The following is a 13,656-nucleotide window of genomic DNA, read 5'->3' on the forward strand; positions in this document are numbered from 1 at the left end:
TTGCTTGTACTCGCCCTCGGTGATGAACTTGATCTCGCGGGCGTACTCGCCCTTTTCCACGAGTAGCTGGAGTTTTCCCCGGATGAAATCGCGGATGTCGTCTTCCTGATCGCCCGTAGGACTAACCTCGTAACCGCGGCTTCGAAGATTGAGAATCGCCCCTGAAGTCGCGTTGTTCGCGACAGCCTGGGGGATGTTTTGGATGTCGTCTCGGAGCTGTTTGAACTCCGATGCACCCGGAAGTTCTTCGCCGAAGTGTTCCTCGTAAAACTGGGGAATCCGCTCGGACAGGATCGACATCAGGTCGTCGTCCTTGTCGATGTGGAGGAGTGGTCGACCGTCGTCACGCAGGCGGTGAGAGAGATACGCACAGAGTTCGGACTTCCCTGTCCCGACCTCCCCCTCGATTACGACTGCGAAGTTACCGACTCGGTCTTCCGAGAACAGTCGGTAAACACGTTCTTCGCCCCATTTTTCCGCATCAGATGCATTTGTGCCTCGGAACACCTCCATTCGACGATGGGTGAAGTCGAACAACCGACGGTCTTCGGATCGAACCGCCGCGACTTTACTAAATAACCGCCGAAGGGTCTGTTCATCGATCTGGTTGAAGTGTGGACATCGAGCATCCGCTACTGCCGGAGTCTGAAGTTCGTTCGTCGTCATCCAACCACCTCGAGTGTGTTCGCTTCTCGGTCGATGTCGCTGTGGCTCGGTACGCGATCGAGGCTGATCGCCCCAGAATCTCCGTGTTCGACGATTCGTATCTCACCGTTACGAACGAGTGTGAACAGCACACGAGCGAACGGTGCAGGGACGGTCCCGTCGGACGTCAACTCGATCAACAGGAGGTTCTGGTTGAGCCAGTCGAGATAATCTTCGATCGATACTCGACCGTCTTCACCGACGTCTTCGACGGCAAATCGAATCGAGTGCTCGATCATGTCTAAGTCAGGGTAGACCGTGTGCGACCGGCCGCTCATTTTGTAGATGAGTCCGAGTGAGTCGACGAGCCGCGTCCAGTTGACGAACTTTGGCTCGTTGAGGACGATCGGTCCCTGACTCGAGCGAGGACGATATCCACGGTCACTCTGTTGCCAGTCGTTGATTTCGTTGAACAGAACCTCATCGTTACTCTCGAAATACTGGATATCGTGCTGGAGGAGGTACTGGTAGTTCAGAAGAACGACTGACTGTTTGCCCCAGTCACCGGGTTCCGCTCGTTCCGCCAGCTGGTTGAGCGCAGTCATACGAAAGTCCAGCTCGCGATCGCCGGTCTCCCAGGAGTACCCGATCGTATAGTAGTCAGGTTCTTCGCGACCAATCATGCCGAGCTGTTGAAGACCATTAAGGCCTTGCTTGAGCAGATCGGCAGGCAGGTCCGTATCGTCGCGTAGCTCCTCAGATGTCGTATGACCTCTGTGAATCGATTCGAACACGGTCCGTAGTGGACCGGGAGTCTGTACCGTGTTGAGTATGTAGCCTTGATTTTCACTCATCTTGGTCAGTTTCGTTAGTTGATGTCAGAGAGCCAATCGTGATAACGTGCATCGATCCGGCTCTCTTCGGGCGCTAGTCGTTGTCGGGCGGTTCGTGCGTCGCGAAGTTTTGGGCTCCGTCTGGCATAGGAGGGGTCGAACGTACTTCCATCGTCAGAGACCGTACGATTCAACGTTTTGGCCACGTCGATCGCGGTTTTCCGCTCCCACTCGATGCGTCGACGTAGCCAGTTTCCCAGGGCGGGTACTTGATCATCCGAATCAAGCGGAACGCTCCCGTATTCATTCGGACGAGCGAACACGTCACAGAACACCCAGTATAGCGGAAGATACGGAGCTTCAGGAAGCCGATCGAATAACTCGGTCGTATTCGAGAGGTCTTCACCGGTCACAAGTGAGTAGAGTGACGCGTTGTCTTGGATGAACAGGTTCTGCGTGTCGGTTAGCGGTAGCTCCCAGCCCTCCTGATCGTAATACTCACTGAAGGCCTTGTAGATGCGATCTGCAGGGCCGACTCGAGTCGCAAACTGCTCCTGTGAAAGTGGGCGCTGTCCACCGTCGGGTGTGAACCGTTCGTTCTCAGTGAGAACGACGAGCGTGCTCTCCTCTGTCGAGAACTCCGTGACCAACGGTTGAATCGAGTACTGGGTCTGCAACTCGTAGTACTCGTTCGTCAGAACGCAGAGATCAGATCCCTCTTCAAGTTCGATACCCCCGAGAACGTGGTAGTCGTATCCGGGGAACTGGTACTGTTGACCACCGTCGAGTTGTCGCCACGACGTGGGGAACGTAAATTGATCGACCCCCAGATACGCGATCGCTGGCAACGTCCGTAGTAACCACCATCTGGAGTCAGGTACGTCATCGTAGATAACCGCAACACCCGATCGCGTCAATCGGTGTTGGATCATCTCGAGACTCATCTAGATCGCCCCCTTTTGAACGCTCACGTTAGTCTCCCCCGATTCCAACGATTCCAGCAAGCGTCCGTCGGTCCAAGAGATCGTTCTCGAGATAGTACGCAGGCGTTCGTGAGAGTAACAGACACTCATCACAGTAGCTGTGGCACCGCTCACAGCTCGCGATATCTATGATGTGCTCTTCGAGTGTGTCTGCCTCTTCGAACACTTGCCAGGTGATTCCATTACCTCCCTGTCGGCCGTCGACGATATAGATGTCTAACGTTTCGTCAGTGGTACTCGTCTTCACGTTGAAGTCGGACCGGTCACAATTGGCGACGATTGCGACCGCCTTCTCAAGCGATTGCTCGAGGCTAACCAGTGCCTGTGGCCAGGACTTCTCGTCGTGAGCCACACTATCGTATCGATCCTGAACGCTCGCGAGGTCGACACGGAAGTGAAGGCCCTGTGTATGGTACTGCTGCCCAACGGGACGGTACGTCTCTTCCTCCACGTCTTCTAACTGATCGAGCCACGAGTCTCCAGTTGAACCTGACTCGTTCTCATCACGCTCGACGAGGGCTTCCGACCGCAAGACCTTCTTTTTCGGGCTACTCGAGTGACGGCGCTCGAACGCGTAGATGAAATTGGTCAGTTCAAACTGGCCATAGCTGACGGTTGCTGGCAGGCCGAACAGCGGAATCTCTTCCGATTCGTGGAAATCCTCCGTCGCACGACGAACGTGTGTCGTCATGAGCCCACGAGTACTGTAGCCGCGTTGACCTCCAACTGCTGACTTGCATTCGACGCTACTGACGCCGTGGATGTCCGTTATTTCGAGAGGGTCATCGCAATGTGGACAGAACTTCTGATCTTTCTCGTAACTCTCGAACGGACGGTCACAGTCTTCGTTCGTACACACGGCGAGTTCCACGATAGAAGAGGAAGTCGCTCGAACGTCGTCGACAATGTAATCCGTTCCGTGAAGTGTGAGCACCGCACCCAAATCGTTCTCCTCACCGGGGTACATGTCGTACAGACGCCCTGACGACTCGAAGCTGATGTGGTCCCTGCGGCCGCTGAATTTTACTGGGAACGTCTGACCGAAGTTGCGGTAGTTCGCTAGGTATCCCAGCCGTGAGAGCCACTGATCAAGCCGGCTATTCGTCTCCGTGAGGTTCTTGTTCGCATCAGCCCCGCTCGACATTGACGTAAGCCGTGAGAACGTCTGTTCCGTCCGCGTTGACAGCGAGAGCGGCCCTTCATCGAAGAAGACCTCCTCGTAGACTTCGACACCACGTGAGCCGAACACCGACTCGACGTGTTCACGAAGCAGGTCGTCCATCTCCTCGCGGATGAAATCATCGAGAATCGAGAGATGCTTCTCGACCGCGGAAACGTAGCTGTTCAAGTTCTCTCGCTGGGGCTCCGAAAGGGTGAAGACGCGCTCGAAGACGTTCGATTCGTGTGGGTTCCGGGCCAGGTAGGCGAACACCTCCGTCACGACGTGGCCGGCGAGTAGTTCGTCGAAGTCGTACGGGTCCGGTACTCGGATCGGTTCGAACCCTGCGAGGTATTGCTCGAGGTTCCCATAGTAGTGCCCGTCGACCGGGTGGGTCCCTCGAGCGACGGTCATCACGAGCGACGAACTACCGCGGGTACGCCCCGTTCGTCCCGACCGCTGCACGTAGTTCGTCAACGTCGGTGGGATCCCCACCTGGGCTACCGTGTCGAGAGTCCCGATATCGACTCCGAGTTCCATCGTCGGCGTGGCACTGACGACGTTGACGTCCGGGTCGTCTTTTCGGAATCCTTCCTCGATTGCACCACGGAGCGTGTGTGGGATATCTCCCTTGTGTATTCCGACGGTTATGAATTCAGGCTCCTTGCCGTCGTGCAACGGTCGCGTGACGTCGTGGGCCCAGTGGTCGATCGCGTACGGCCAATCGGAATCCACCGTTGCGTAGCCGGGATCGGCTCTGAGCGTATCACCTCCGCGGGTGAACCGCTGATACGTCTCGAGTGTGTCACCGCAGTTCTGACACTCGTGGACCCCGTCTCCGTCGTCAGGGACGGGATAAGACGAGTAACAGGAAGAACAGAATGCAGCGCGCGGGAGTAACACGATCGTCGACTCGTCGCGACGAGGCGATCTGATGAAGACCCCGCTATCCGCTGGCTCGTCCTGGAGGGCTGCTTCGTTGACTTTCTCGCGAGCGTCCTCGAGATACTCGTGTACTTCCTCGCGTGCAGACTCGTCAATTCCAGCCATCTGCACGGCGTTTTGCACTTCTTCCCAGGACTGGAGCGAAATGATCCCCTCCTCGAGGAACGCTTTGAGGATGTCGTCGAGAATGTCGTCGATCCGCTGTCTCGAGATTTCCATTCGACTGTCGAGACGGTCGACCATTTTCTCTCTCGTCAGGCCGTCGAAAGCGACCTTGTTGTATCGGAAGGTATCGCTTTGGCCCAGCACGAACATCGTGTACAGTTGGTGGGCAACGACGAGCGCTTCCGGATCCTCGAAGGACGTCACCGGTTTTGCGGTTATCATCGCACTCTCGATGAGATTTTCACACCGGCTCAACATCGCGTGTGCCTCGATATCGTCGAGGAGCGTCCGCAGGAAGTTGTAGGCCGTCCCGTCTTCGTCGATCTCGTTCTGGATGAGCGGCTGCCAGTACTCCTCGCGTAGTCGGTCTGACACGGTCCGGAACAGCTCGTAGTTGTCCATCTCCCCGCCGGCTTCGATGAGTTCCTGGACGTAGAGCGTCTCCGCCATCAGCCCGTATTCGGTTTCGATGATCCGGTCACCGACGCTTTCGGCAGCGCTTCGAGAATCGGAGAAAACGAGGGTCTTCTTCGATGGTGTCACCCGACAGATTTCGGTCAGCATGTACGACAGCAGCGAGGACGTCGGAACGCCAGCGTCAGTGGTGTTGATCCAGCCCTCACAACCCGGACACTCGTCGACGGGGCTATCGGCACTAATCGGCGCAAACACCGTTTCATCGCCGCTGTCGTCCCACTCGAGATACGGTTCGTGACATCGTCGACAGAACTGCATTTCCGGAAGCGCACTGGTACACTCCGGGCACTTGCTGTCACGGGTCACGAGCTTACACTCTTGACACCAGTAGACCTTATGCGGCGGCTTCAGGAAGACGTGATACTTTTCGGTGACGATCCCGGCGAGCTGACCGAACGCCATCACGGTCGCGAGAACTCCCTCCGGATCATCGAGTCCGAGCTCGGCCGCTTCGGCGATTAAGTCGTCGTAGGCTTTGAATTCGACTTCGCCCGTCGTTCCCGAATCGAACCACGAGGCGAACGCAGGAACTTCGGGGACGGCACTGATGACGAACTCGTACCAGCCGCTGAAGAACCCACTATCCTCGATAACGGCTTCGACGACGGCGTTTCGACCCTCCACCGACGCGAGAATCTCGAGCTCGTCCTTTCCCCCGTGCTCAAGTAACAGTCCATCGAGGGCGTCGACAATCGGCTCGAGCATCCACTCCTCGGCTCGAGGTCCGGGCTGAAGGTCATCGGCTGCGATGAGCCCGATGGATCGAAGTGTCTCGAGTGCGCCCTCGAGTTCGAACTGTCCAATCTGTGTTTCAACGGGTCCTTCTACCTGTGCCAGCGCCAGTGTATGGACGATTTCCTCGAGTGTGGCTGGTTCGAACCGGTTGAAGTTTGGCGTATCCTGAACGGGGAACTCACGAGCAGTGAATGAGATGTCGTTGATGTCCCCTTTCGGAGTTCCGGTTAGATCGCTGGCCAGCGAGCGCGGGTCCTCGACCGTCGCCGAAACCATCGTAACTTGTGGATTCCGGTCGGCATAAAACGATTTGAGTCGTCGGGAGAGAAGCGAGACGGCCGATCCTTGGATCCCACTCCAGACGTGTGCCTCATCGAAGACGATGTGCTTGACCGGCTGGTCGTTCGGCTCGGTCCCGAGAATTGCACGGGTCTCCGGGTTGTTCGAGACGAACATGTAATCAAGTGCCTCTGGAACCGTCAGCAGAATATCGACGCCGCGACGGATCCCGTCTCGAGTGACCCGCACCCACGAGTACGAGTGGTCGTCAGTTCCGACGGACGTCTCGTCGAAGATTCGCAGCTTTTCCGATTCATCACGCGGGTCGACGAGACCGCGAACGTAGGATCCTGCCTCGATTTCGTGGTCTCGAGTACCCACGCGCGTCGGCGTATCGGAATCCCAGATGCCGATTGTTATTCGGTCTTCCGGATCTCGATACTGGTTGATGTGGTCGAGATACGTGAGAAATCGGTTGAGTTGGTCAACACCGAGGGTTTTCATCGGATAGACGATGATCGACTTCAATCCCTCTTCGTCCGTCGATAGGCAGTCGTTGAGGACAGGTAGAAAGAACGACTCGGTCTTCCCGGAGGCCGTCGGAACCGCCAGGATGGAGTCCTGATCAGTTGTCTCGATAGCCTCGATCGTTTCGGCCTGGTGTTGGTATAGCGACCCTGCGGTGTCTCCGCCGAACAGCTCCTCTACGATTGCGTTGGTGATCGCCTCGTCATACCCCAGATCAGAGAGAAAGTCCATAGCAGGTTGGTCGTGGAACTGGGGTGCGTCGACGAACTCCACAAAGGGCCCCTTCTGCTCGATCAGGTCGTCCGTGACGAACGACGTTGCGTTATCGACGCCGTCCACTTCGTTGATCTTGGTCATCGCACGGTTCCACCAGGTAATCTCTGCGGCACGGTCTTTCGCGCTCTCGAGGGTATCGTGTGGTGTGTGCATCGTGTGAAATATTAACTTATACTCAGTTGCCTCGTCCTTGTGTGTCGGCTCTTATAAGATGTTTCGCTTAGATGTTATTTGTCCTTCCCCGAAACGGCGCTCCTAGGCGGGCGACACTCACGGAAAGACAAATCGATGGACAAGAATACTATTCCTGGTGATGGTGGGAAAATTCAATGGTTAAGTCTACATATTGTTCTCTCGTCAATTAGTATGTTATATCCGAAGGGTTACAGATTGTCATTAATAGGGGAAATTCGATTATCTGTCTTCACAATTGATTGAGTCCAAATAATCGAGCAACTCCTGGATATTAGTATTGCGGAAGTGTTCAGTAAGCTGGAGTGACTTCGGGTTTCGAGGAAAGACGATTTCATCGCTCGCCCCAATATTAGATTTTTCAAGGGCTGTTTTGATAACATCACGGTATTCTGCACTAGCGACATATGCCACGATCTCGTCGTAGTGCTCACCGTAGGTTTCCAAGTACGTCTGTAGTCGTTCTGTGACCAAATTTATTTGCTCAGTGTCTTCACTGGTAAGCATATACTCGTAGCCGAGAACTGAATCCTCCTGCTCTTTCTCTTCAGGCACGGGGCCGTACATCCCCGAAAGAGTCACTTTGTGAATCTGGTCGCGTTTGTCTTCGAGTTTTGTCTCGAGAACCGAGTGGGTTCGGGACTCCGAGTAGGGCTTTTTTTGGCTACACGGAACGAGCAGCAGCACCCGCTTATCAGCAGGTGGCTCATACCGCTGGGTGAGGATATTGAAACTGCTCGGATTATACTTCAACGAAATACTCCGCGTTTCGGTGCTTTCATCGACGCCACCGCCCCATTTCGAAAGTTTCGTCTGATCACTCGTCAGCTCTGGTCCTGCAACCAAATCATATGCTTCCTTCTGTTCAAGATCGCGACGAAGTTTCTTATCCCGAAGCTGTGCCTGCTTCAGCCCCTTCTTGATATCCGGGTTGTCCCGGGCAAAGTCGATAACGTACTCGAGAAGTGTACCCTGTTGGATCTGATCACGCACTCGCTGAAGTTCGGAGTTATAGACCTCGAAGTTGTGTCTCGCGAGCGCCGCATAGTAGTCGCTCTTAATTGGGTCGCCGTTGCTCTTACGCTCTTGGCGCTCGTCATAGCTGAGATCCATGTTAAGCTCCTCGACGAGTGTGTTGTAGTCAACTCCACTCTCTGGACCACATAGCGTACAGTGATCGAGCATACATGGGAAGTCACCGTCATTCAGATACGGCTCGAGATCGTTGATATGAACTGTCTCCCACGTGTCTGGGAGAGTATACTTTGCATAGGTTGCAGTCTGAACGTGGGTTGAGCAGTCGAAGGTGTCGACACCGAGTAAGGATAGGAGTGACACTTGTTTCCCGCCAACACCAAAAACGTGAATTCCGATTTCGTCTGCTCGAGAGGACGGTATCGCATCGGTTGCTCCCTGTACGATATCAATGAGAACGTCGATGCTACTTCGAAGTGGAACGAGTGAACCGATGGCGAATCCTTCAAAGGATTGCTCTACATTTGCCTCTTCAATTCGTTCAAGGAACGTACCGACGTACCAGTTTACTGTTTCATAATCGTGTCCATGGAGCGCTACGTAAACACCCGGTTCGTCACCGTCTCGCTTTTGTTGCTTCAGCCGCTCAGCTGCAGCCTCATTTTTCGGGAATCCCTCACTAAGCGTATCAGGCTCCTCGATAATCTTGAGACACTCAACTGCACTATCGATACTACGCTCCATCCGTTCGACTTTCTCGTCTTCGTTCAGCTTTGGAGGAATAGGGTAGTCGAGCGTTGCGATGATGTCAGCTCCAAAGTCAATCTGAAGCCCAAGAATACTCTTTGGGGTAGTGTATAGCCCCCACTCATTTTTGGCCCCACCCTCGACTGGTGCTTGGCCAAACGTATTCGAATTCATCAGTTTGAATCCGCCCGAATCGATGAAGACAGGGGCGTCGAGATCGTCAAAACGCTCGTGGAAAGTTTCAGATCGCCAAAAGTCATTTAGATTTTCCGGAGAAACACCATAGTCCGTGAAGCTCATTGCCTGGAACATAATCCCGTCTAAATGCGCTCCATCAATGAGGTTATCTCGTATGCGACGCCAGATTCCACCGGACTTCTCTGTGGTACCTCCGATGAAATTTATGACAGGAAAGAGAGCTGGTGTAGAAACGGGTCCATGTGGAACGCAGAGCTCACCGAGGCGACCATATCCATCTTCACCTTTCTCCTCAACTCGGAACTCCGCCATTGGTTACTGCCCTATGAAGGACATATGCTGAAATATCTTCTTTGTTCGCTTTCAATAGATGTAATCTTTCACAGGAATCCGGCATGGATACCGGTTCCAAGTTCCAGCAAGCAGGATTTGAGTGATGGAGGTATCGCAATAAAATCATATAAGTCTAAAAGAAAAATTATGTTTATTACGCCACGAAGGGGCGGAGGCGAATCTAGATGAATGTCCAACTTGAAATTACATTGCAAAATGGAGAAACCACTCATATTAGCGGTAGCAAGCGGGACGACTGGCAGGGCCTGACAGACCCATGTCCAGAATGCAGGAGTTGTGAATTCGATCATTTTAGGGTGACTGGAGGGCACTACGGAAAGCAAGGCAGCTCTGTAATTATGCGGACAGACTACTGGAGCGTAGAACAGACCCTATTCACCCGGTGCAAGTCCTGTAATGAAATACTCTTCAAGCACCCAGCTTTTGACCTGCTCTTCGATCCAGATGGTGAGAATAACGCTGTGATCGAAATGTGATTACAGAGTACCAAAGCGAATGCCACCACGTTCACGTGGGGGATGAAGCCGACGTGGTGATTGTCCCGCCCTGGCCGGCGGCTACTCCTTACCCATCTGGGCAAGTATGAAATCCTCTCGAGACGTCTCGAGATTTCGTATTGAGTGACATCTACCCAATCTCGAGTGTATCGACGGCCTCGCATGGTTCGACATCGTACTCAAGGAGACGATCGGTGGCCAGCTGCCAGGCCTGCTCGGCGAGCTTAGGATCAGCCTGTTCGTAGTGGACTAAAAACTCGGTCAGTGCAACGGCGATCAGGAGGTCCTCTCGACGATTGGTCAGCGACATCGCCGCTTGTTTGGCTAGGTGCCGACACTGCTCAACGAAGTCGAGGAGATCGAGTTCCATAGATCAAAACCGATTTCCTCGGCTTCATCCTTCTAACCCGGGTATCCGGTACTTTGATCGTTATTTAACGCGACAGAAAAATAAATCGTGGGGATGTGTGGACGGCCGAAGCGCCGCGACCGGGTTATAGGACCCAGATGTCGGCAGAGATCTCTGCCATCTCCTCTGAACGCTTGTCGACCTTGTCTAGGTCCCAGCTCGAGTAGCAGTTGGCGAGCTCCGTCGCCATCGCATAGTTCGAGGTGAGGTAGTGCGGGTCGCGCTTCTGCTCGAACGGATCGTCAGAGGCTTTGATATTTTTGCGGTCCTCCAGCAGCGTGAGGTTCCCGACCCGACTCACATCGAGTTCGAGTTCCTCCTTAGTGGCCGTGAGGTAGTTGTGCCACTTCGCGTACTTCTTCGCGTTATAGCGCTGGGGAATGACGTGCTCGACATCCGCCCGGCCCATCGGGCCACCGAAACCGCTGTGGCGCTTAGCCTTCGGCAGGTAGTGCTCGTGCTCGAGCACCGTCAAGGCGTAGGCCGTCTTCGCGCCCTTGTTCCAGTCTTTGCGAGCGAACTCGCGACGAAACTCTTCTTTCGAGGGCATCTCTGGTTCGAGCCCCTTCTTTACCGCCTTAACTGGATTCGGTTGGCTGAACGCGGGCGAAATTCCCTTGCTCGACGAGCCGTGGATGAGGCGCAGGTAGGCCTGAATCTCCTGAGGGACGCGGCGCTCGACTGTCCGGCGGACGAACGAGAACTTCTCGACCAGGACGGCGATGTCCTTGAACTCACTCGGTGAGACGCCACGGAACTCCCCACCCATCAGGAGGATGCGTCCGGGCTTCGCACCGATAGTGTCGAGCGCCTCGAGGTGACGGTTGATTTCGTCAGCCTGGGTTTTCGACGCCTTGGTGTGCCGGTAGTTCACCGAGGCGATGTCGCTGTACGTCTCGGCGGCCATGGTGAGCCACTCGACGTACTCGAGGAGGTCAATTCCGAGGTTGTCGAGTCGCTCGTCAACGATGTGCTTGATCGTCGGGTAGAGGTCACCACCCGAGATCTTCTTGTTGACCGGAACCAAGTCACCGGCCATAGTGATATAACGGAGCGCGCGCGTCTCGTTGTGTCCTTCGAGGGCTCGACGGAACTCGAGCCACTCGTCCTTGACGAGTTCGAAGTCGACCGATGGGTCGGCGTCAGCAACCTCGAGGATACGGTTTTTCACCCGGTCGACCGGAGTCAGCTGAGCCCCGCGGCCGTTGCGCTCCTCGAAAATACGGTAGGGGCTGAACTGGTTACCAATGTTGATGACGACCACAGCCTGACGCTCAAGGATGAGCTTCTCGAGGGACCGAAGGTCGCCGACGTTGTTGACGCGCTCGTCGAAGGATTCACGAATCTGGTTCGCGAGCTTGTTCATCGCCTCGTGGTTCGTAGTGGCTGTCGGATTCTGTATCAGCTGCTGGAACGCGGGATCGTCAAGTTCCGTCAGGACGACTTTGGGCTTGCGCCCCCCGCGCGTCGCGATGGTCATGTACTCCTCGCGGAGGAATTTGGCCGCTGCCGGGTCCGAGAAGTCATTCTCGTACATGTCTGCCATGTTGGCGACCATGAGCTGAGTGACCAGAGTACGCTGTTGACCGTCCACGAGGATCTGCCGAGAGACAGGCCCGCTGTTGTCAGGCTGGACAAGGAACGACCCGATGTAACGCACGTCGGGCGAGGTAGGGTCGTTCGCGTACGCATCGATATCGTCCATCAGCTGGTCGAAGTTGTCTGCCATCCAGGCGACGCGACGCTGGAGGTCCGGAACCTCCAACTGTTCGCTTCGCTGGAACTGTTCTGCGAGTGTCGTCGTTTCCGGAACGATGTTTGTAAGCCGTCCCGGTGTTGCTTGTGCCATATGATATGGTTAACTGGGGTTCGATTCGCCCAGAACCATCAACGACGCAAACTTGATGTTCGCGCGTTGTGTAAGAGCCATCTATAGACTCCAACCTATGAAACGGTTCTGGGGTCTCCCGCCGAGCCAAGAGAACTTTTGCACGGTTTCGTTGGCCCGGTGGGTTGCGAGCAAGGGGCGGAACTTCTCCGTCCCGAGACAGAGTCCCTGACTTCCATGTCCGGCCAGGCCGACTGTCAACTAATTCGACGGGCGATAGGCAAATAAACTCTCGGATCTGCTGAGATGTTGACAATCAAATAAGGGTGAAAGCTCTAAATACGGCGTTTTGAACCATCAGGAGGCAGACTCCTAAAAGGTAAATATACATATAGTTATTATCAGGCTGTAATGAGTGTTATTTGATGAAAGTGTTTTCCCGTTTTATTTCACAGATGTTGGTTGGTAGCCGAAGTTGGAAATTTTGTCCCTAATGGTATCGACAATCATCTCGAGTCAATTTTGACTAATTTACCTCTATTACTGACTCTCTCTGGGAAATCAAACAGATCAGATGATTCCATGCGCATCTAGTAGTAAGGCATAGAGGGTTAATTTCCCCCACATAGAATCGATGTAATCCATTGAAAACACCCATATGTTAGATAGTTTACTGTATAATTATCAGTAATGTAAATGTGGAACGTATTGTGTGTCGTCCATGCCGTTCCCTGTTTCTTCAATCCAAATGTGTGACAAGATTGGCTTAAGCCAGGGAACAACTCTGAAAAGATAAAATGAAAGCAGAAATAGACAGGCTTCTTTTGTAATGGTCCTTAACGCCTTAACTCCCCACTTCCAGAGAGCCCTAACGAGATCAATCCACCAATCACGGATGTATTTGCTATTGCTTGAATCATTTTGAGGTTGTACTCTCCGCGAGCATCCTCGATGTTCTGCTCGGATTTGAGCAAGTGCGTAAGAGCGGCGTCGATCACAATTGATATCGGCGGGACCTCTGAGGAATACTCAGCCGGCGATGCGATTGCGACCACCGATGCTACATATTTTGGAGCGGCGTGATAACGCGATTTTGAACCGCATTCAGGAGTTAGTCTTCCAGCATCGTCACTCGAAGTTCACCGTCGACCTCATAAAAGTAGCCTCGCTCGATCAACCGGGAGAGTGCATGGGCCGCATCCTCGGATTCGAGAGCTACGTTATCAGTACTGCAAAGAATCTCGAGTGCTTGCTCTCGAGGGATCGACTGCACGTCTTCCTCTTCAGTTGAATTGAAATTGTGAGTGCAAAGGATATCGTATGCGTCTAAAATCCACTCTGGAAGTGGTGGCCGTGGATCAGAGAGATCGTTCATCTCGACTGTGTACGCTACTCTTTGCTATCGACTTGGTTAAGAGTATTCCTCAGCGA

General features: G+C 54.1%; 10 protein-coding genes. 2 read left to right on the forward strand and 8 right to left on the reverse strand.

The window, feature by feature from the left end; all coding sequences use genetic code 11:
* Window positions 1-198 precede the first annotated feature (198 nt).
* Window positions 199-579: a hypothetical protein gene (locus NDI89_RS20535; protein WP_277524435.1), complete on the forward strand. Its 381-nt coding sequence runs from the start codon at window positions 199-201 to the stop codon at window positions 577-579.
* 83 nt (window positions 580-662) lie between these two features.
* Here the strand turns inward: NDI89_RS20535 and NDI89_RS20540 are convergent, their stop codons facing one another.
* The 4 genes from NDI89_RS20540 to NDI89_RS20555 all read right to left on the reverse strand — a co-directional run bounded on the left by NDI89_RS20540 (window position 663) and on the right by NDI89_RS20555 (window position 9,449).
* Complete coding sequence (locus NDI89_RS20540) at window positions 663-1,250, reverse strand: hypothetical protein (protein ID WP_277524437.1); 588 nt, start codon at window positions 1,248-1,250, stop codon at window positions 663-665.
* Window positions 1,251-1,513: 263 nt separating this feature from the next.
* A complete protein-coding gene (locus tag NDI89_RS20545) occupies window positions 1,514-2,422 on the reverse strand; it encodes a hypothetical protein (protein ID WP_277524438.1) in 909 nt (302 codons plus the stop codon).
* A gap of 28 nt (window positions 2,423-2,450) precedes the next feature.
* Window positions 2,451-7,106, reverse strand: a complete 4,656-nt coding sequence (locus tag NDI89_RS20550; protein ID WP_277524440.1) for a DEAD/DEAH box helicase — start codon at window positions 7,104-7,106, stop codon at window positions 2,451-2,453.
* Window positions 7,107-7,439: 333 nt separating this feature from the next.
* Complete coding sequence (locus NDI89_RS20555) at window positions 7,440-9,449, reverse strand: DUF5591 domain-containing protein (RefSeq protein WP_277524442.1); 2,010 nt, start codon at window positions 9,447-9,449, stop codon at window positions 7,440-7,442.
* 206 nt (window positions 9,450-9,655) lie between these two features.
* Between NDI89_RS20555 and NDI89_RS20560 the strand changes: the two genes are divergently transcribed.
* Entirely contained in the window at window positions 9,656-9,967 is a 312-nt protein-coding gene (locus NDI89_RS20560; protein ID WP_277524444.1) for a hypothetical protein, read from the forward strand.
* 151 nt (window positions 9,968-10,118) lie between these two features.
* Here NDI89_RS20560 and NDI89_RS20565 read toward each other — a convergent pair whose 3' ends face one another.
* The 4 genes from NDI89_RS20565 to NDI89_RS20575 form a co-directional block, all read right to left on the reverse strand.
* Window positions 10,119-10,298 carry a hypothetical protein gene (locus NDI89_RS20565; protein WP_277524468.1) on the reverse strand — a complete coding sequence of 60 codons (180 nt, stop codon included), beginning with the start codon at window positions 10,296-10,298 and terminating at the stop codon, window positions 10,119-10,121.
* 184 nt (window positions 10,299-10,482) lie between these two features.
* The gene (locus NDI89_RS20570; RefSeq protein ID WP_277524446.1) at window positions 10,483-12,246 is read right to left on the reverse strand and encodes a DUF262 domain-containing protein; all 1,764 of its coding nucleotides are present in this window, start codon (window positions 12,244-12,246) and stop codon (window positions 10,483-10,485) included.
* A gap of 815 nt (window positions 12,247-13,061) precedes the next feature.
* Window positions 13,062-13,280 carry a DUF7386 family protein gene (locus NDI89_RS24100; protein ID WP_425607771.1) on the reverse strand — a complete coding sequence of 73 codons (219 nt, stop codon included), beginning with the start codon at window positions 13,278-13,280 and terminating at the stop codon, window positions 13,062-13,064.
* Window positions 13,281-13,336: 56 nt separating this feature from the next.
* Complete coding sequence (locus tag NDI89_RS20575; RefSeq protein ID WP_277524449.1) at window positions 13,337-13,600, reverse strand: hypothetical protein; 264 nt, start codon at window positions 13,598-13,600, stop codon at window positions 13,337-13,339.
* Between the last annotated feature and the right edge of the window lie 56 nt (window positions 13,601-13,656).

The sequence above is a fragment of the Natrinema salsiterrestre genome (assembly GCF_029502005.1).
GTDB classification, from domain to species: Archaea; Halobacteriota; Halobacteria; order Halobacteriales; family Natrialbaceae; genus Natrinema; species Natrinema salsiterrestre.

Excerpts from the sequence above, each read along its gene's own strand:
- NDI89_RS20565 (WP_277524468.1), bottom strand. The coding sequence starts at position 10,298 with ATGTCGCTGACCAATCGTCGAGAGGACCTCCTGATCGCCGTTGCACTG.
- NDI89_RS20570 (WP_277524446.1), bottom strand. The coding sequence starts at position 12,246 with ATGGCACAAGCAACACCGGGACGGCTTACAAACATCGTTCCGGAAACG.
- NDI89_RS20560 (WP_277524444.1), top strand. The coding sequence starts at position 9,656 with ATGAATGTCCAACTTGAAATTACATTGCAAAATGGAGAAACCACTCAT.
- NDI89_RS20545 (WP_277524438.1), bottom strand. The coding sequence starts at position 2,422 with ATGAGTCTCGAGATGATCCAACACCGATTGACGCGATCGGGTGTTGCG.
- NDI89_RS20555 (WP_277524442.1), bottom strand. The coding sequence starts at position 9,449 with ATGGCGGAGTTCCGAGTTGAGGAGAAAGGTGAAGATGGATATGGTCGC.
- NDI89_RS20575 (WP_277524449.1), bottom strand. The coding sequence starts at position 13,600 with ATGAACGATCTCTCTGATCCACGGCCACCACTTCCAGAGTGGATTTTA.
- NDI89_RS20540 (WP_277524437.1), bottom strand. The coding sequence starts at position 1,250 with ATGACTGCGCTCAACCAGCTGGCGGAACGAGCGGAACCCGGTGACTGG.
- NDI89_RS20550 (WP_277524440.1), bottom strand. The coding sequence starts at position 7,106 with ATGACCAAGATCAACGAAGTGGACGGCGTCGATAACGCAACGTCGTTC.